Annotated in this window: 20 protein-coding genes; 4 read left to right on the plus strand and 16 right to left on the minus strand. The window is 50.8% G+C overall.

The window, feature by feature from the left end; all coding sequences use genetic code 11:
• Nucleotides 1-22: 22 nt before the first annotated feature.
• The 3 genes from ACYVUU_RS09975 to ACYVUU_RS09985 form a co-directional block, all read right to left on the minus strand.
• Nucleotides 23-1,069: a 2-hydroxyacid dehydrogenase gene (locus tag ACYVUU_RS09975; RefSeq protein ID WP_484500793.1), complete on the minus strand. Its 1,047-nt coding sequence runs from the start codon at nt 1,067-1,069 to the stop codon at nt 23-25.
• Nucleotides 1,070-1,351: 282 nt separating this feature from the next.
• Nucleotides 1,352-1,837, minus strand: a complete 486-nt coding sequence (locus tag ACYVUU_RS09980; RefSeq protein WP_484500794.1) for a C40 family peptidase — start codon at nt 1,835-1,837, stop codon at nt 1,352-1,354.
• Nucleotides 1,838-1,944: 107 nt separating this feature from the next.
• Entirely contained in the window at nt 1,945-2,487 is a 543-nt protein-coding gene (locus tag ACYVUU_RS09985) for a guanylate kinase (RefSeq protein WP_439774942.1), read from the minus strand.
• 90 nt (nt 2,488-2,577) lie between these two features.
• Between ACYVUU_RS09985 and ACYVUU_RS09990 the strand changes: the two genes are divergently transcribed.
• Both ACYVUU_RS09990 and ACYVUU_RS09995 read left to right on the plus strand, forming a co-directional pair.
• Nucleotides 2,578-2,913: a hypothetical protein gene (locus ACYVUU_RS09990; RefSeq protein WP_439774941.1), complete on the plus strand. Its 336-nt coding sequence runs from the start codon at nt 2,578-2,580 to the stop codon at nt 2,911-2,913.
• A 63-nt stretch (nt 2,914-2,976) separates the two neighbouring features.
• Nucleotides 2,977-4,515, plus strand: a complete 1,539-nt coding sequence (locus ACYVUU_RS09995; protein ID WP_484500795.1) for an O-antigen ligase family protein — start codon at nt 2,977-2,979, stop codon at nt 4,513-4,515.
• Between the two features lie 64 nt (nt 4,516-4,579).
• Here the strand turns inward: ACYVUU_RS09995 and ACYVUU_RS10000 are convergent, their stop codons facing one another.
• The 4 genes from ACYVUU_RS10000 to ACYVUU_RS10015 all read right to left on the minus strand — a co-directional run bounded on the left by ACYVUU_RS10000 (nt 4,580) and on the right by ACYVUU_RS10015 (nt 6,737).
• On the minus strand, nt 4,580-5,206 hold the full coding sequence (locus tag ACYVUU_RS10000) for an LVIS_2131 family protein (RefSeq protein ID WP_484500796.1): 627 nt from the start codon (nt 5,204-5,206) through the stop codon (nt 4,580-4,582).
• Between the two features lie 2 nt (nt 5,207-5,208).
• Entirely contained in the window at nt 5,209-5,724 is a 516-nt protein-coding gene (locus ACYVUU_RS10005) for a hypothetical protein (protein WP_484500797.1), read from the minus strand.
• Between the two features lie 318 nt (nt 5,725-6,042).
• Nucleotides 6,043-6,237: a helix-turn-helix transcriptional regulator gene (locus tag ACYVUU_RS10010; RefSeq protein ID WP_439774937.1), complete on the minus strand. Its 195-nt coding sequence runs from the start codon at nt 6,235-6,237 to the stop codon at nt 6,043-6,045.
• Between the two features lie 2 nt (nt 6,238-6,239).
• Complete coding sequence (locus tag ACYVUU_RS10015) at nt 6,240-6,737, minus strand: hypothetical protein (protein WP_439774936.1); 498 nt, start codon at nt 6,735-6,737, stop codon at nt 6,240-6,242.
• Nucleotides 6,738-6,914: 177 nt separating this feature from the next.
• On the opposite strand from ACYVUU_RS10015, the gene ACYVUU_RS10020 reads away from it, so the two are divergent.
• Entirely contained in the window at nt 6,915-7,352 is a 438-nt protein-coding gene (locus tag ACYVUU_RS10020) for a cupin domain-containing protein (RefSeq protein WP_439774935.1), read from the plus strand.
• Nucleotides 7,353-7,472: 120 nt separating this feature from the next.
• Nucleotides 7,473-7,907 (plus strand): hypothetical protein, encoded by a 435-nt coding sequence (locus ACYVUU_RS10025; RefSeq protein ID WP_484498875.1) that lies wholly within the window; start codon nt 7,473-7,475, stop codon nt 7,905-7,907.
• A 55-nt stretch (nt 7,908-7,962) separates the two neighbouring features.
• On the opposite strand, the gene ACYVUU_RS10030 is transcribed toward ACYVUU_RS10025, so the two are convergent.
• The 9 genes from ACYVUU_RS10030 to lanKC all read right to left on the minus strand — a co-directional run bounded on the left by ACYVUU_RS10030 (nt 7,963) and on the right by lanKC (nt 16,960).
• Nucleotides 7,963-8,094 carry a prevent-host-death family antitoxin gene (locus ACYVUU_RS10030; RefSeq protein ID WP_484498874.1) on the minus strand — a complete coding sequence of 44 codons (132 nt, stop codon included), beginning with the start codon at nt 8,092-8,094 and terminating at the stop codon, nt 7,963-7,965.
• 276 nt (nt 8,095-8,370) lie between these two features.
• On the minus strand, nt 8,371-8,862 hold the full coding sequence (locus ACYVUU_RS10035; RefSeq protein ID WP_439774932.1) for a threonine/serine exporter family protein: 492 nt from the start codon (nt 8,860-8,862) through the stop codon (nt 8,371-8,373).
• A gap of 2 nt (nt 8,863-8,864) precedes the next feature.
• Nucleotides 8,865-9,620, minus strand: a complete 756-nt coding sequence (locus ACYVUU_RS10040) for a threonine/serine exporter family protein (RefSeq protein WP_484500908.1) — start codon at nt 9,618-9,620, stop codon at nt 8,865-8,867.
• 53 nt (nt 9,621-9,673) lie between these two features.
• Nucleotides 9,674-11,218, minus strand: coding sequence for an ABC-F family ATP-binding cassette domain-containing protein (locus ACYVUU_RS10045; RefSeq protein ID WP_439774931.1), 1,545 nt, complete (start codon nt 11,216-11,218; stop codon nt 9,674-9,676).
• Nucleotides 11,219-11,232: 14 nt separating this feature from the next.
• Complete coding sequence (locus tag ACYVUU_RS10050; protein WP_296227260.1) at nt 11,233-11,610, minus strand: hypothetical protein; 378 nt, start codon at nt 11,608-11,610, stop codon at nt 11,233-11,235.
• Nucleotides 11,611-11,722: 112 nt separating this feature from the next.
• Nucleotides 11,723-12,094 (minus strand): hypothetical protein, encoded by a 372-nt coding sequence (locus ACYVUU_RS10055; RefSeq protein ID WP_439774930.1) that lies wholly within the window; start codon nt 12,092-12,094, stop codon nt 11,723-11,725.
• 20 nt (nt 12,095-12,114) lie between these two features.
• Nucleotides 12,115-12,882: a response regulator gene (locus ACYVUU_RS10060; protein ID WP_484500909.1), complete on the minus strand. Its 768-nt coding sequence runs from the start codon at nt 12,880-12,882 to the stop codon at nt 12,115-12,117.
• Nucleotides 12,879-14,222 (minus strand): sensor histidine kinase, encoded by a 1,344-nt coding sequence (locus ACYVUU_RS10065; RefSeq protein ID WP_484498871.1) that lies wholly within the window; start codon nt 14,220-14,222, stop codon nt 12,879-12,881. Before ACYVUU_RS10065 ends, ACYVUU_RS10060 begins: the two co-directional genes overlap by 4 nt.
• Nucleotides 14,223-14,470: 248 nt before the next feature.
• The gene (gene lanKC, locus ACYVUU_RS10070) at nt 14,471-16,960 is read right to left on the minus strand and encodes a class III lanthionine synthetase LanKC (protein ID WP_484500798.1); all 2,490 of its coding nucleotides are present in this window, start codon (nt 16,958-16,960) and stop codon (nt 14,471-14,473) included.
• Between the last annotated feature and the right edge of the window lie 2 nt (nt 16,961-16,962).

Below are 16,962 nucleotides of genomic sequence, written 5' to 3' on the forward strand. Positions count from 1 at the left end.
CAAGAGCCAGAACCTTAATTTATTAAGCCCGCAGCTTCTCAGAAGCAGCTGAGGAGCTTTCAGGCGCGGCCACGACTTCATTGCGGGCATCAACTGCCCCCTCAGTGGCCATGTTGTGGAAATTGTTAAAGGACAAGGAGATCATGTCTTCCAGGGCTGGTTCAGTAAAAGAGCCCATGTGCGGAGTCAAAAGCACCCGCGGGTAAAGGTCCATCAAGGACTGAACTTCTGAGTCCGGCACGTCGCTTTCAGAGGCGAAGTTGTGGCCCATGATCTTCTTTTCATTGGAAACCACGTCAGCGCCGTAGCCAGACAGGTGGTTGCTGGAAACAGCAGCGGCAATGGCGGCTTCATCAGCCAGTTCGCCCCGGGCCGTGTTGACCAGAACTGCCCCTTCCTTCATCTTAGCGACGAATTCGGCGTTCATCAGCTTGTCGTTCTTGCCTGGGAAGTATGGCACGTGAACGGAAACGATGTCACAAGTTGCCAGCAGTTCGTCTTCTGTGACAAAAGTGCAGTATTGCTTGGCGAAGTCGGACGGGAATGGGTCATAGGCATAAACTTCAGCGCCCAGAGCCTGCCACATCTTGCCTTCTACCGCCCCGATCTTGCCGGCCCCGTAGATGCCGACCTTCAAGCGGTTGAATTCCGTAGCGAAGTAGTCTGGGTGCATCCCAAAGTCCTGTTCATGGACATGATGGGCAGCTTCACCAACGTGTCTTGACAAAGTCAAACCCAGGGTAAAGGCCAGGTTGGCTACCGCATATGGGGAATAGTTTGGCACGCGGGCAACGGAGATCCCCAGGTCTTTAGCAGCTTCCAGGTCAAAGTGGTCCACGCCAACTGACCGGGTGAAGACCCAGGAGATCCCGTAGTCCTTGAACTGCTGCAGGTTGGTCCGGTCACAGAGGCAGTTGCCCCGGACCAGAACGGCGTCGCAGTCAGCAGCTTGCGTGACGTTTTCCCGGTTCAAGTATTCAGGAATGAGCTTCAAGTCGTAGTCGTACTTGTTCAGTTTTTCAAAATAACTTCTTTCAAGCGGCCTAACGCCGTAACATGCAATTCTCATCTTGAATACCTTCTTTTCTAGGACTTCACTTTACTTGTTTCAATAATTGCCCCTATTTTATTTAATTCCTTTCTCATTTACAAGCCCTTAGCTTAACTTCTTAACTATTTAATTTTCTCCCGCCTCCCTAAGGCAGGTAAGGGCTGACAGACTTTGCTTTCCGTAAATTCTTCCCTTAAAAGTCCAACTTTTCTTTTTAATCTAACAGAAAAAAGGCAAAGAAAAACGCCCCTGAGGCGGGTGCCTCAAGGACGGTGATTTGATCATTTTGAAGTTTGCTAATTAGATGATCCGCTTGGCAGTTGATGGCCAGAAGTAGGAGCTCAGGTACTGCTTACGCACGCCCTGGCTTGGAGTAGCGGCGTGAACATATTGGCCGTTGCCGATGTAGATACCTACGTGGTATGGGGAGGACTTGGAACCCCAGAAGAGCAGGTCGCCCTTTTGCAGGCTGGCAGTTGAAACGGCAACAGTCTTGCCTTGGCGAACCTGGGTGTAGGTGGTCCGGGTGATGTACTTGCCGATAGCGTGGCTGTAAACATAGCTAGTCAAGCCGGAGCAGTCAAAAGCGTTAGGACCGGTTGCCCCGTAAACGTAGCTCTTGCCGACTTCCTTCTTGGCCAGGGATACGACCTTGTTGCGCTTAGTGGTCTTAGAAGCAGCTTGCACGGTGCTGTTTTGAGTATTTACAGTGTTGACTACAGCGAAACCGGCGAAGGCCAGGGATACGGCTGTTAAAACTTTGGCTAATGACTTCTTGAACTTCAAAATGATTTACTTCCTTTTCTTAACTTGATGTTTAACATCTTACAGGAGAAATATTTCAATTCTGTTTCAAAAAGGTCACGCCTTTTTTACAGTTTATGAGAAAAAGCTTAATCTTGCATTTTTTTGACCAAGGCAGCCAAGCTGGCATAGGTCGCTTCCAGGTCGTCGTTGACCAGGACATGGGCGCGATTTTCCAGGTCTGCCGGTAATTCGTTAAGTTCGCTGCCGGCCAGGCGCTTCTTGATCTGGTCACTTGAATCGCCTCTGTCAGCCATTCTTTTGGCCAAAGTATCCAGGCTGCAGGTCACATAAAGGAAGTAAACCTGGTCACCTAAGGCCTTTATGTAGGACCTGGCCCCCTCGATGTCCACGATCAAGCTGACCAGGTCGCTTTTTGCCCAGGCTCTTTCCAGCCCTTCTTTACTGGACCCGTACTGGTAGTCCCCGTATTTGACATGTTCAAAAAAGTGCAGCTTGGCAAAAGAGGCATCGTCTTCAAAGTAGTAAGCTGACTCGCTTTCCCCAGGCCGCCTTGGCCGGGTGGTGTGGGTAATCACCCGGGGGATCTGGTAGCGGTCAGCCAGGTATTCAGATATGGTTGTCTTGCCAGCCCCGCTGGGACCGGCGATCAAGATAATTTTTTTAGCCAAAAAGAGAGTCTCCTAACTTGAATTTTTTCGCTCTATACTATATCATAGCCTAGTTGAAATTTTAACCGTTTGAGAATTAAGGAGATTGCCATGAAGAAAGCCGATGTTGAATTAGGTGCCGTCGTTAACGCCAAGTCAGAAGAAGAACTGAAGAAGCAGTTCCAAGGCACGGTGGAAAAGATCTATGAAAACTCCGCCCTCCTGGCCATCACTTCCTTTGACGACGTTGACGCTACTGCCGTCAGCGACCTCAACTACAAACTGGTCGTCAACTTCAAGAACATGAAGCCGGCCCGGTCAGCCAAGAAGGCCAAGGCCCTCTCCACCAACAACATTACCATCGAAAAGGTGGCCCCGACCATGAAGGCTGACGACAAGGATAAGGACAAAAAGGAAAAGAAGGCTCCGGCCAAGAAGAGCAAGTAAGAGAACTCCGCGGTTATCCCGCGGAGTTTTTTGTTAAGATAGTAGAGAAAGCGAGTTGACAACATGAAAGAAAAAACTAAAAGCCTGCTCTACTGGTTCATCCTCCTCCAGCCCTTCCTGGATTTGGACTTCTTCTACCGGGGGAAATTGGCCACCATCCTGCCCTTCACTATCCCGACCATCATCCGGATCGCCGGAGTAGTCGTCCTGGTTGGCCTCCTTGTCTGGGGGCAAAAGAAATTCCCTCCGGCCTGGCTCTGGGCCTACCTGGCTATTCTAGTCCTCTATGGGATCTTCCACCTCTGGCACATGCAGAACTTTAAGAGCCTCAGCCCGAACGACTACGGCTACTCGAATTTCGGGGAGATTTTTTACCTCTTCAGAATGCTCCTGCCCCTGGCCTTGATCTGGGTGACCAAGAATCTGGAAATCAGCCAGGACTTCTTGTTAAAAGCCTTCGCCTGGGTCAGTGGCCTCTTCACCGGCACTATTGTCTTGAGTAACCTCTTCGTGATTTCCCTGAAGTCCTACGAAACCGGGGTGATCTCCGGCAACATCTTCACCTGGTTCATGGGGCCGCTTTACGGCTACTCCCACAGCGCCTCCAAGGGTTTCTTCTACTTTACCAACACCTTGAGCGCTATCCTCTTGATGCTGGCTCCGGTCGTCTTCTACCTGCTGCTTGAGCGCTTCTCCTGGAAGAGTGGCCTTTTGGCTCTCAGCCAGACTTTGGCCATGCTGGAAGTCGGCACGAAAGTCGCCCTCTACGGCTTAGCCGGGACCCTGGCCGTCAGCTTGATCGCCTGGCTAATCCACCTGCTTTTCTTAAAAAACGTCAAGTTTTCAAAAGGCGGTCTGGTCACCCTCTTGGCCTTAGCCGGGATCACCGGGGTCTGCTGGCAGGTCTCCCCGGCTGTCCAGCGCTACAAGTACGAGATCTACTGGGCAAACAGCCATGACTCCCAGATCGACAAGGAAAACGCGATCTTAAAGGCGGGCCTGGCCAAGTACAAGAATGACCCGGACAAGCTGAAGGAGTTTGAGCAGGACTTTTTGGCCAAATATTACCAGAAGTACGCCTTAAACAAACGCTTCATCACTAAGTCCTACCCATATAAGTACGACCCGCAGTTCTGGATCGACTTGCTTAAAGAGCCGGCCAGCGTCCGTTTAGCCAACCGCAAGGTCGAAGAAGCCATGCTTAAGCAGGTGGTCAAGTACGACAACGATCCTTTGGACAAGTGGCTGGGGATCGGTTATATGCGGCAGACCAACATCTTCAACCTGGAGCGGGACTTTACGGCCCAGTACTACTCCTTGGGGATCATTGGCGCCTTCCTTTACCTAATCGCCTATCCTGCCATCATTCTTTACGGGGCTTTTGCGTGGCTGAAGGAAAAAGCCTGCCGGACCTTCTATTTAACCAGCCTCTTGCTCGCCAGCGCGCTACTGCTGGGGGCCAGCTACATGTCCGGCAATGTCCTGGACTTCCCGACCTCTAACCTGCTGCTCGCCTTCCTCGACGGCGGTCTTCTGGCTTACATCAAAGAAGAAAAAGGCCGAAGCACAGGACTCCGGATAGTCAGATTTAAGAAAAAGTAATAGCAAACCAAAATAAAAAATCGTCTTCTAACTTAGAAGGCGATTTTTGCTTTGTTTTCAATTCTTACTTGCTTTCCTTGTCAATAAAGGAACTGTCCGGGACCCGGATCAGGTAGAAGCGCTTGGCTTGGCGGCCAGCGTGCAGGCCGATCCCGTTAACCGCGGTATTCTTGTACTTGGCCGTATAGATGGCCACGTAAGCCTGCTGGTAGCGGGAATCTTCCTTTTTCAGCTCTTTACGGCTGAAAGGCAGAGCCGCCGCCGTTACATTGATCGGGTCCTTGCTATAAGATACCGTCGCCAGGTGGCTGGGCACGGTGTACTTTTTACCCTTAACGTAAAAAATGTACTGCTGGTTCAAATCCCGGTTCTTAGTGGACTTGACCTTGACATAGTAGCTCTGGCTGGCGCTAGGCTGCAGGACCAGGGGCTGGTAGGTCACGGATGAAGTAATCCGGGAAGTATCCGTCAAGTTCGGGTCGTCAAAAAGGCTGATGGCCAAGAGCCAGCCGGCCAAAAGGCAGAAGCTGACGACTTCCAGCAGACTGATCAGGGAGTTGCCCCATTCAAACTTGTGCTGGCGCTGGATAATCATCTTCAGCCGCCGGCGCCGGATATTTTGCACGATAAAGACCAGGTAAACGATGGCTCCCACCCAGAGGGCCACCCCCAGTACGTTCCAGCTCCACATAATTATGCCTCTTCCTTAGTCTCGGCCTTGGCTTCTTTGGCCGCTTCCTTGGCGGCTGCTTCGCCTTCCTTGACCTGCTTGATCTTCTCGCTCATGGCGTCAGCCAGGCGGTCAGCTGCCCCTTCAACGTCAGCCACTAATTCGTCGCCATCCATGAAGAGGTCGATTCTGAAGTGGGAAGCGTTCAGGTATTCACTGGCCGTTTCAAAGTAAACCTTGACTGGCTGGGCTTCTTCTTCGTCAAAGAAGTTGATCAGCTTCTTGTAGTTGGCCAAAGGCAGGTTGATGATGTTGGTTTCCAGGGCAAAAGTGATTGGGTTCTTCCCTTCCAAAACCAGCTGAACCTGCATCAAGCGGTCCTTCTTCAAGGCCGTGGCCACTTCCTGGACCATGGTCAAGGCGTGTTCTCTGAGCTTCTTTTTGCTCCGGGAGACTTCGGAATACTTGATGGTCTCCATGTCAGACAGGTAGGTCTGTTCTTCGATTGCTTTAGTTAAGTCTTTCAGGTTGATCTGCATTTTTTCTCTCACCGTCCATTTATGTCTGTATCTACATTAACTAAAAAAGTCCCCGGGTGCAAGCGAAAAAAAGAGCCGGCCAGGGGGCCGGTTCTCATTAGGATTAATAGGAAATGTAGGTTGTCACCAGCACTCGACTGATTTATAACCTCCGGGGCGGCGAAAACATGGGGAAAACACCGCCGCTCCGGGAAATAGAGCCTGCCGCGCGGCAAGTTCTCTATTACCATGCTATTTTACCATATCTGCCCGCATTAATCCTTTATCATGTGCGATTAACGCGAAAAAAAATCTAACTATACTTGAATTATTAAGGGCTTATTCTGGCCAGAAGAGATCGTTCAAGGTTTTGCCAAGAGCCTGGCAGATAGCTATGCAAAGGTTGACGGTCGGATTGTAGTTGCCTTTCTCAATAGCACTTATGGTCTGCCGGGAGACCCCGACGATATCGGCAAGTTGCTGCTGGGAGAGGTCTTTTTCTGCCCGGGCCGCTTTAAGGCGCAGATTTTTCACGGCTAATCCTCCTCCCGGCGGTCGATCACGGCCTTGATCAAGAGACTGCCCACGATTGCCAGGTAGGCAGCTAAGATCATCGGACCAACTGCCGCGTCAGTTGCCGCCCCATTCTTAAAGTAGACGATTCTGCCGCTCATCAGATCGTCAATCTGGATCATGAGCTGGGAAAGGAAGATAAGGGTCCAGGCAACCGCCAGGCTCAAGCGGCCCTTAACTGGGAAGGCATCCTGGAAGATGCAGTAGCAAGTCAGAACCGTGCCGCCCAGCATGATGGTCGCCAGGCTGGATGCAAAAGGCGTGGCCAGGGGCCGGTCAAAATTGATGCAGGCCAGGCTGTAAAGGATGTTGGCGACGAGCACTGTCCAGAAGGCGTATTTGTAGCCCCGCCCCCGGAGCAGAAGCTGGCGTTCGTCCAGCCGCTGGCGATTCTGCTGGTCTTTAATGGCAAAGTAGACAGCTAAACAGATAGTCAAAGCACAGATTAAGAAGAGTGTCATGATTTTTCCTTTCATAAGTCCCGATGTCAAATATACTTTACATTGAGTATCAACTATCTTAGCTAAAATGTCAACTATATTTGACATTATTTTTTGAACAAAGTGGAGAAAAGTGTTACACTTAAGTCGTCAGCAAATGATAGCGATTACATTTTTATCTATAGAAAGGTGATTGTCATGTTTGATTTCAAGGACTACGGACCGGATCCATGTGCTTTGGACTTAAAGCAGGCGGCCTTAGAGAATGAGAAGTATCGTGAAACTTTGTGGACGGGGGACCACTTCCAGGTAACCTTGATGTGCATCCCTGCTGGTGGCGGCGACATCGGGCTGGAGATCCACCACGACAACGACCAGTTCATCTATCTGGTCAGTGGGACTGGCCGGGTGCAGCTGGGCAAGGAGAAAGACAACTTGACCGTGGACAAGATTGTTCACGCTGGTGAAGCTGTCTTCATTCCAGACAACACTTGGCACAATGTCACCAATGCCGGTGACGAGCCGATGAAGTGCTTCAGCTTGTACGCTCCGGTAAAGCACGCGCATGGCACGACCGAATCGACCAAGGCCGACGCGATCGCCCAAGAAGGGCCACTGGAAGGGTCTAACGAATAATTTTTAAGCACGTGAATCTTTCACGTGCTTTTTTGTTGGAATATGCTGATTTTTTTAATAAGGAGACTATAATTTGAAGTAGAAAATGGTTGTCGGGTATTTTTTATTAGGAGGAAGAAAATGAAGGCAATTAAACAGCTCTACCATGAGCACAAGATCATCACGCTGATTCTGACCTCGCCAATCTGGCTCTTTGTCCTCTTCTCCGTCTTGTTTACGGCCAACGAGATCTACAAGTCAACCCAAGAAGGCGTGGTAACTGAAGTTCTGAACAAAACCCTGCCCAAGCACGGCTATAGCGACATCTACTATTTAAACCAGGTCAAGGCCGACAGCCATTTCGGCATGGGGACCACTTATGTCAGCAGCTTCTCAACCAAGCGGACAGTTAAAAAGAACCAGGCCCTCTTCGCCAAATCCGGCAAGAAGATAGACAAGGGCGATGCCGACCTCCCCTACTACAAGGAAGTCACTGTCCGCCGGAGCGGGATAGGCTGGAAGGTCACTGTTTCTGACTCGATTGGACAAGAGGAAAGCAGTTATAGCGTAAAATGACAGCAAATAACAAAATGGAGCAAGGTTGGCCCTGCTCCATTTTTCGTCTGCTCATCTATTTAAATTGTTCCCAGTAAGCATCATCTGCTTTAACTATTGGGTCCTCCGGCAAAAGTCCCTGCCGGATCAACTTGTCCCTGGCAAACGCGTAGTCCAGGGATTCCTTTTGTTCTTTTTCTGAATCCATAAGGCATCCCTCCCCTGCTGCTATCCTACTTCATTTTTTACCCAAAACCAACAAAAAAGCCGCCAGAAGCGTACTTGCTTCTAGCGGCTTTCTTACTCAAGGCACTTGCCAAACGGCAAATGTGACTCCTTCTCGTTCACATCAAGGGTGTGTCAGCATCGACGCTTCCCGCGTCTGGCCAAAGGCCTGATGCCCTCTATCTCAAAAATACGCACCTTTGCGTTTTCCTCGACTCGTCGATATTCGATTATACGCTCTTTCCCAATCCTTGTAAAGCTACTTGCCCAGCTTCTCCCGCAGCTTGAGCCGCTTGATGTACTTGTTCCAGGCTTCTTGAAACAGGGTCGACAGCAAGAAGCCCAAAGCGATTGACACTGTCACGATAGCCACCCGCATCATCATCTGCTGGGCAGCGATATACTTGCCGTCAATTAGCCGCCTGACCACCATGTAAGCCGGCGCCCCCGGCACCAGCGGCACCAGGCCCGGGACACTGAACAAGGTGACGGGACACTTTTTCCACTTGGCCAAAACAACAGCGACCAAGCCCACGGCAAAAGCGCCCAGAGTGTTGGAAATCATCCGCCCGCCAGAGGCCTCCGTCACCAGCCAGTAGACCATCCAGCCCGCGCAACCGCAGATCCCGCTCCAGTGAATCACCCGGTGGGGAATATTCACCGTCAAGGCAAAGCCCACCGTGGCAATATATGAAAAGACCAAGTTGATCAAGACGTCCCAGATGTTGAAACTAACCTGCATCCCCAGCATGACTATGCTCCTAAAAATCTAATCATGATCCCGACGCCGCCGCCCAGGGCAATCGCCGTCATCGCCGCCTCACACATGCGCACGATCCCTGACACCCAGTCGCCCATGAAGAGGTCTCTCAAGGCGTTGGTCAAGGCCAGCCCTGGCACCAGAGTCATCAAGGCCCCGATCAAAATATTGTTCACGTTGCAGGCCGGGAAAATCCGGCTGATGATAATGGTGAGCAGGCCCATCTCCATGGCCGCGATCAGTTCGGCCAAAAAGCGGACCTTGGTGTGGCCCTTAAGCCAGGAGTCCATCAAATAGCCACTGGCCCCGATCAGGCCGGCAACCGGGAAGTCGACCCAGTCATAGACGTCCAAAAAGAGGACCATCAAGGTGGCACTCAAGATCCCGGCCCCGATGACCTGCAGCCATAAAGGAAAGGTCGGGGTCTGCTCCTCGACTTCTCTCAGCTTCTCTTCCAGCTCCTCCAGGTCAATCCGCTTGTCAGCGAATTCCCGGGAGAACTCATTGACCCGGTCAACCAGTTCCAGGTTGATGGCCCGCTTCTTCACGGTTTCCAGTTCCGTCACCGTGCTGCATTCCCCATCATCCAGGCTGACGAAGAGGCCGGTTGGCATGGCAAAAACGTTGACCTCCTTGATGCCGGCGTTGATGGCGATCCTGCGCATGGTGTCCTCCACCCGGTACATTTCGCTACCGCCGGCCAGCATGAGGCGGCCAGCCTTCAAACAAGTATGAACGACTCTTTTCATGTACGCGTCTGTGCTCATTTTTTTCACCGCGAGCCTGCCTAAAGGCAGCTAAATCAATTATTCATGGCTTCAATATCGACGACCTTGTCGACCCAGTCACCTCTGAAGAAGTCCCGTTCGTGACTGACGACAATGACCCCGCCTGGGAAGTTGACGATGGCCTTTCTCAGGCTGTCCTTAGTTTCATTGTCCAGGTGGTTGGTCGGTTCGTCAAGGAAAAGCAGGTTGGCCGGCTCAAACTGCATCTTAGCCAGCTTCACCTTTTCCTGCTCGCCCCCGGACAGTTCCTTCAAAGGACTCATGACCAACTGGGCCGTCAGCCCCATCCGGGCTAAAGCCTGGCGGAGTTCCTTGGGCTTCTTCTGGTCAAATTCACTCTCTAAGTACTGCAGAGGAGTCATATTCTGGTTGGGCCAAGTCAAATCCTGCTTAAAGTAGGCCAGCTTAGCCGTGGCCGACAGGTCAAAGCCCCCGTAGATAGGCGGAATCTGCCCCAAGAGGGTCTTAAGCAAAGTGGTCTTGCCGATCCCGTTAAAACCGGTGATGGCCACCTTTTCCCCATTGCCTACGGAGAAGTTGAAGGCTTCCTTAACCAAAGCCTGGTCATAGCCGATCACCAGGTCCTGCGTTTGCAAAAGCAAGTTGGAGGCTGTTTCAACGTATGGGAAGTCAAATTTAGCCTTCTTGCCGTTTTGCGGAGGCGTCAAAATTTCCATCCTGTCCAGCTGCTTTTGCCGGGACCGGGCGCTTTTGGCCCGGGTGCCGGCCTTGTTTTTTCTGATATAGGCTTCAGTCTTGGCAATCTGCCGCTGCTGGTTGGCATAGGCCTTCAGGTAGGTCTGCCGGTTGGCTTCCTTTTGCCGCATGGCCTGCTTTAAGGTCCCGGTATAGCGGGTAATGGTCCCGAAGTCGATGTCGATAATACAGTTGGTGATCCGGCCCAAAAAGTCATAGTCGTGGCTGACGACGATAAAAGCACCGGTAAAATCATTCAGGTAGTCGACCAGCCAGTCGATGTGGCCGACGTCTAAGTAGTTGGTTGGTTCGTCCAGGACCAAGACCTGGGGCTGCTCTAAGAGGAGCTTGGCCAGGATCAGCTTGGACCGCTGGCCCCCGGAAAGCTTGGAGACGTCCCGGTCAAAGCCCAGTTCGGCCAGGCCCAAGCCACTGGCCACCCGGTCGATTTCAGTGTCCAGGTCGTAGAAGTTGTTTTCTTCCAGGTAGGTCTGCAAACGGCCTGCTTTGGTCAACAGGGCCTCATCGCCGCTTTCGCTGTAGTCGATGTAGAGCTGGTTCAACCGGGCTTCATCTTGGTAGAGCTGGTCAAAGGCAGTTTTTAAAAAGTCCCGCATGGTCAGGCCGGGCGTCAGTTTGGCGTACTGGTCCAGGTAGCCGACGGAGAGCTTGTTTTGCCACTTGACGCTCCCTTCATCGGGGAGGATTTCCCCGGTCAGGATTTTGATCAAGGTGGACTTGCCGACCCCATTTTGGCCGGTGACCCCCATGTGGTCTTCCTTGTTTAAAACAAAATTGGCGTCTTCATAGAGGGTCTTTTCCGCAAAGCCCTGGGTCAAGCCGCTGACGGTCAGTAAACTCAAAATTTTTTCCTTTCTTACAGGTGGAAGTCTTCCGCCTGCTTGCGCTCACGGTCGTACTTCTGCAAGGTCTTGAGGATCCGCGGCCAAAGATAGCGCGGAGCGGTCAAGTGCAGGTGGTCGTCAGCCACCCGGAAGTAGCTGGGACTGAGCTTGGTCAAGCCGGAGAGGAATTCCTCATCCAGGTGGTACTTGTCAGAGATCCGCTGGATTTCGGCAATGGCGTATTCGGTGTAAGACGAGCTCACGAAGACCAGGATGGCGCCGATGATGCCCCAGACCAGGGACTGGGTATTGGTCAAGGCGAAAGAGTGCCGGCAGATGTAGAACATGGCGATGAAAGTCATTACGCCGGCGATTCCGCCATAGATGTATGGATAGTAGCGTTTTTTCACGAAAATCCCTCCTAATTCTATCAACTATCTTAACGTATTTTGCCCCCTGGTTAGTAGGAAAATTATTGCTGAAAAGGAAAAAATAAGAGGGATCCAGAATCCCTGGACCCTCTTATTCAACCACAATCTTTACCTTGTCATGCTTTTGGGCAGCTTGGGCAAACATTTCAATGAGCCGGTCACAAAGCTGCCGGGACTGGTCAAAGCGGAATTTCTTCTTGCGATAATTCAGCAAGTCATTGTAATACTCTTCCGCGTCCACGTAGCAGTCAGGCTCTTCTGCCCAAGGGCCTTGCTCAAAGAAATAGTCACGGCTCATTTTTCCCCATTCTGACTTAGGAATTTTAGGATATTCAAAAAGGTCTTCCACAAATCCCTCCCAAACCCGCAGTTTAGTTCTGCCATAGGAAAAATCAACTTCGGGTTCATCTTGTAAGTCTCCATTATAAAAAGTCTCATCAACTTTGGTCTGGCCAGTGTCCATTTTTGAGCAGCTCCTTATCACTATTTCTCTTGAAAAAGCTGGCGGACCTTCCGGCTGTTTCTTACCGAAAAATATTGGACGTCGCCAGTGATGAAGGTCAGCTTTTTCTCCTTCAAATCCACTTCTTTAACGTTGGCGGGGTTGATGACGCAGGATTCGCTGACCTGCACCAGGGCCGGGTACTTCTCTGGCAGTTCCTTCAGCTTGCCGATGAATTCCGCCCAGCCGGTCGTCTTGACCAGGCGAAGCTTGTGGGGAACCGACGTCGTCTCCACGTAAACCACATCTCCCATGCTCATGTTTCTGACGTCATGGCCGAATCTGTAGCTGAAGGTGTTTTTCTGGATATAGCGGTACTTGGCGATCGCGTCCACCGCCTGCTCCAGGGAATAAGTGACATCCCGGCGCAAATCGTCCACGTTGCCGTTTTTGACGATAAAATTGCTGGCCCCCAGCCGTCTTTGGAAGGTCAGGAAAGCCATGTCCTGGTGACTGGTCACAAAAATCAGCTGGGCCTTGGGGTCCTGCTTCTTGATGATCTCGCCCAAGTCCAGGCCGTTTTGCTCGTCCAGCTTCTTGCCGATTTCAATATCCAAAAAATATATGCCGGACGCGAGCGGCTTTTTGGTCAAAAAATCCAGGGCCTCATCGTAGCTGCCTGCCGCCTTGACGACAGCAAAGTCCAGCTCTTCTTCATCGCTTAAAATAATCTGCGCCCGCTTGATGCAGTCCTTGACCAAATCGATCTGGTCTGGCTCATCGTCGCAGATAAAAACTGGATACTTTATTTTTCTCCCTCCTTCAGAACCATCAGACTAAATGTAAAAGTGTTGCCTGTCGTATCTATATCAACGATCATTTGCCCGGCATACTTGTTCACGATCTCCAAGGCGTTGCTTAAGCCCAGGCCGGCATGCTGGTCCTTACTCGTGTAGCCTGGCTCAAAAATCCGCGGAGATGGGATATCGGCGGTCTTGTTTTTGATGACAAATTCGAAATCGCCGTTTTCTTGGTAGAACATAGCTTCAATCCGGCCGCCTTTTAGGCCGTTGCTGGCCTCAATAGCATTGTCAAAAGAAATCCCGATGACCCGGACCAGGTCCATTTTTTCCATTTCAGAGACCAAAGGCAGGTGGTCGATGTCCTTCTGGCAGCTGAAGCGGTAGGGAATCCCTTGATCGTAGATTTTCGACAATTTGGTAATCACGATGCTTTTAAGCAAATCGTCATGGATATGGTTGACATCTTGAAACTTGGCCAAGGCATGCTCATCAAAGTTTTCCCTTGAGTACTCATTCAGCTTCTCCAAAAGCTGCTGGGAGTCGTTTTGGGCCGCTGCCAGCTTGAGGCTGCTCAGAATATTGCGGTAGTCGTGCTTGAAGCGGCGGAGGCGGTCCTCATCCTGCTCCAAAGAAGCCGCGTAGCTCTTCAGCTGCTGGTTGGACTCATAGAGCTGGCGGTTCTGCGCTTGCAGGTGCCGCTCTTCTGCTTCGTTTAAAAGGGCGGTCTGATTTTTGATACTGAGACTAAAGCTGAGCACGGCATAGATGCCTTGAACGGCCAAGATGCCCAAGAGGATCGCCAGGCCAACCGACATCTTCTTCACCTGCATCCCGACGACGTAGGCAAAAATTGTCGAGACATACAGGTAGGACAGCAGAAACAAGCAGTTCGTCTGATAGCGGACGTCGCTGATATATTTGCGGATTTTTGGCAAAAGCGGCCAAGCGAGCAAAAAGCCAGCCAGCAGGAGACCAAGATCAATCCACAAGCTGGCCGCAAGAGTTTCCGGAAAAGACCAGCTGATGATATTTACTATGATGTCTTCTAGCAAACCAATAATACCAATAATTAAGGCCGCGCTTACTGCCTGCTTGACCTTTTTGCCTTTGATCTGGGTTAAAACCAAGAGGGTCAGCTCAAAGATTTTTAATTGCAGGTCAATGAAATAGGACGGAACCGACTCAATTGTGATCCCGTCAATCACACCAATGAGCCAGATGCCAAAAAACATGGTCCAAGCTCGGCGGCTAACTAGCCGCTGGTCAAGCAGCCGCAAAAAGCAGGCAATATCAATCATAGGCGCCAGCATCATGGTGCCGGCATCAAGCAGATACAATAAAATCATCTATCCATCCTGTTTTCGCTTCGTTCCCTTTTCAGTCCTCATGATACAACAAAAAGCGCAACTGAGTTGCGCCTTTATGCCTTAATATTAACCAAAAATTGCCTTAATTCTGTTCCAGCAAATGAGTGAAATCTTGTAAGTACTACCTCGCTTATGACTCTTTCTCTTAATAAAGCTAACCGTTGGATCTAAGCCTTGTAAGCCTAAAATATCCTGATTACTGTTTTGCATCTTCTTTCACCTCTTTTCTAATCCGCAAACAAGAACCTTTCATTCCCAATGACTGGCAGCCACTTGCCCCAATTGTGGTCCCTGGCGCCCAGCAAGATGGCCAAAAGTCCAACGGCACCGGTGGCCAGGTCCAGGGAATTTTTCAAGCCATAGACTCCAGGAAGCAGAATCCTGTCTTCATCAAAGACCAAGTAGTTGGCCAAGTGCTGCAGTTTTTCTTCCAAAAAGCCCTCATAACCCAGACTTTCTGCCGCGATGTCGCCCAGCATAAGTCCCGCGAAGCCGTCAAAGAGGCCATTCATGTAGGCTAATTTGACCCGGTTAGTCGCGATCAAGCCCTTGATCATCCTGCTGTCGCCTTTAACCTTGACCCCGTCTTTCGCGAAGTCCAGCAGGACCAGGAGCAAGCCACAGGAACCCGAATTAAGATAGGGCAGATAGCTTTCCTCGCCATTGACTTCCCCTTTTAAAAAAGTTCCGCCTTTTATTTGACTGACTTCCTGCTCTAAAAAAGTACTCAGCCTTTCTTCTGCAGCTTTTAGCAAGTTATTCTGGTCCAGGTACTTGCCAGCTTTTTCAAGATAAAGAAGCATCCCTAATTTTCCAGTAAGCAAGCCAGCTTCCTCCCAAGCATCATAGCCAGCTAATAGCTCTTGGGCAATTTTTACCAGCTCCTGCTTTCTAGCCTCATCTGGTTCAAGCAGCTGCAGGGACAATTTGGCCAGACCTATCCCCGCCAGGCCGCTCTCTAGCGACAAGTCTTTCATCTGATCAACTTCAATTCCATCGATCAGCTTTTTGCCTAATTCCTGGTCAACTTCTGAATACAAGACTGCCCCCATCCCGGCCGCGCCGGTAAAGAGGCCATGATCCATTTCACTTGCCTGGCAAATTGCCTTTTGATTTTTCAAGCACCACTTTTTAAAAGGCTCCCGGTCTTCCGGCAAAGCGGACAAGACAAGGCCCAGGCCCAGCGCTCCATTTTCAATATTCAGCATCCCTGCCGGCTCAATAAACTGGGCAATATCGCCCTTGATCAAACGCTGACTTGTCCAATCGATATTCGCGTCGATCCCTCTCTTGATGCCCGCAATCAACTGGTCCAGAGACTTCTGCTCTACCGCTGGCAACTTTGGCAAAGTTAGGTCAGCTTTTTCAAAACACTCTCTTTTGAATTTCCGCAAAAAATCTCCCGCTGCCGGGTCCAGATTTTCCTGCCTAACTGCTTCGCTTACTTCCGGCTTTTTGGCCAAATGACTGACGTCGATGACCGGCAAAAGGGTGTATTCAATCATTTTGTATAAAGATAACCAATCCTGCTGGCCCATGGTTTTGGCCTGCAGGTCGCTGAAACCTGGCGTGGACAAGCCTGGTTCATAAGTCTGATCAAGTGGCCCTGCCTGTTCAAAATCAATCAATACCGGTCCCTTTTTGCCCAAAAGAACATTGCCTGGCTGCAAGTCACCAATGGCTATCCCTCGCTGGTGGATGTCCTCTACCGCCGCAAACAGCTGCTTGGCCAGCTTTTTTACCATTTTCAGATAGCGGCCATGATCTTGCTGGAAAGGATACTTTTCCTTGATCAGCTGGTCCAAGTTTTCTGCTGGCAGATAGTCCTCGACCAGATAATAATGAATCCAAACCTGGAAAGAATCCCGCAGCTTAATGACATATGGGGAGTCTTGCAGCTGCCTTAAGAGCTCTGCTTCATGCTTGATCCGGCTGAAGCCATCCCGCAGGTTCGCGTCGATCCCGGCTCCCTGCCGGCCTTCCTTGATCAAGTACTTCTGCCCGGATTTTTGCCCCAGGTAAATCCCGCCGGCATTGCTAAAAAGCAAGGCTGACGAAATATTGTACTGACTCAAGCGGGAAAAATCGCCGCGGCCTGCCCTTTTTTCAGCTGGAAAAGGATCTGACACAAAATCTGGCTGCTGGTAATAAGGCAGACGCTGGTCTGGCACTAACTGACCTTGCTCGTCCCTTATGCAATAGTTGCCTGCCTCATCGCGGAGCTCCTTAAAGGCTCCATAGCGGTAATAGACATTGCTTCTTTTATACCGCTTGTCAGACAGGATATAGGGCCCTAAATCATACTCACTCGTTAAAGCCGCCAAGTCAGCCGCGGCCTGCTTGAACTGCTCCGTATCCTTTGGATAAGCCGTGATAAACTTGCCCGACTCAGTCCGGTCAGCGTTTTTGGAGTTTTTGACGATCCATTCGCCCCGGCTGACCGTGAACTTGAAGCTGATTTTTTGCTTAAAAAGATAGTCAGCTGCTGCCCTTAAAAGCTCTCCTTCGTCCTTGTATCCGGCTGACAAGTGGATCTTCCAGCCCTGCGCCGGCAGCTCGCCAGGCGCCAACATATAGGTCCAGTGGCGGTCACTCCAGGTCTGCCAAGCTGCTGGCTTAGTTACTTGACAAGGCTGCATTTTAGGCGCCGCGTCTTCAAAAAAGCTGCTCTTTTCAGCCAAGAGAAAGGGCACATAGTCCTCGATCGCGTACTTCATTT

The organism is Lactobacillus sp. WILCCON 0058, assembly GCF_057198005.1.

What these genes read in the sequence shown, in the direction of transcription:
- ACYVUU_RS09975 (WP_484500793.1), bottom strand. Translation starts at nt 1,069, where the DNA reads ATGAGAATTGCATGTTACGGCGTTAGGCCGCTTGAAAGAAGTTATTTT.
- ACYVUU_RS09990 (WP_439774941.1), top strand. Translation starts at nt 2,578, where the DNA reads ATGAAGAAAGCCGATGTTGAATTAGGTGCCGTCGTTAACGCCAAGTCA.
- ACYVUU_RS09995 (WP_484500795.1), top strand. Translation starts at nt 2,977, where the DNA reads ATGAAAGAAAAAACTAAAAGCCTGCTCTACTGGTTCATCCTCCTCCAG.
- ACYVUU_RS10000 (WP_484500796.1), bottom strand. Translation starts at nt 5,206, where the DNA reads ATGTGGAGCTGGAACGTACTGGGGGTGGCCCTCTGGGTGGGAGCCATC.
- ACYVUU_RS10005 (WP_484500797.1), bottom strand. Translation starts at nt 5,724, where the DNA reads ATGCAGATCAACCTGAAAGACTTAACTAAAGCAATCGAAGAACAGACC.
- ACYVUU_RS10015 (WP_439774936.1), bottom strand. Translation starts at nt 6,737, where the DNA reads ATGACACTCTTCTTAATCTGTGCTTTGACTATCTGTTTAGCTGTCTAC.
- ACYVUU_RS10020 (WP_439774935.1), top strand. Translation starts at nt 6,915, where the DNA reads ATGTTTGATTTCAAGGACTACGGACCGGATCCATGTGCTTTGGACTTA.
- ACYVUU_RS10025 (WP_484498875.1), top strand. Translation starts at nt 7,473, where the DNA reads ATGAAGGCAATTAAACAGCTCTACCATGAGCACAAGATCATCACGCTG.
- ACYVUU_RS10030 (WP_484498874.1), bottom strand. Translation starts at nt 8,094, where the DNA reads ATGGATTCAGAAAAAGAACAAAAGGAATCCCTGGACTACGCGTTTGCC.
- ACYVUU_RS10035 (WP_439774932.1), bottom strand. Translation starts at nt 8,862, where the DNA reads ATGCTGGGGATGCAGGTTAGTTTCAACATCTGGGACGTCTTGATCAAC.
- ACYVUU_RS10040 (WP_484500908.1), bottom strand. Translation starts at nt 9,620, where the DNA reads ATGAAAAGAGTCGTTCATACTTGTTTGAAGGCTGGCCGCCTCATGCTG.
- ACYVUU_RS10055 (WP_439774930.1), bottom strand. Translation starts at nt 12,094, where the DNA reads ATGGACACTGGCCAGACCAAAGTTGATGAGACTTTTTATAATGGAGAC.
- ACYVUU_RS10065 (WP_484498871.1), bottom strand. Translation starts at nt 14,222, where the DNA reads ATGATTTTATTGTATCTGCTTGATGCCGGCACCATGATGCTGGCGCCT.
- lanKC (WP_484500798.1), bottom strand. Translation starts at nt 16,960, where the DNA reads ATGAAGTACGCGATCGAGGACTATGTGCCCTTTCTCTTGGCTGAAAAG.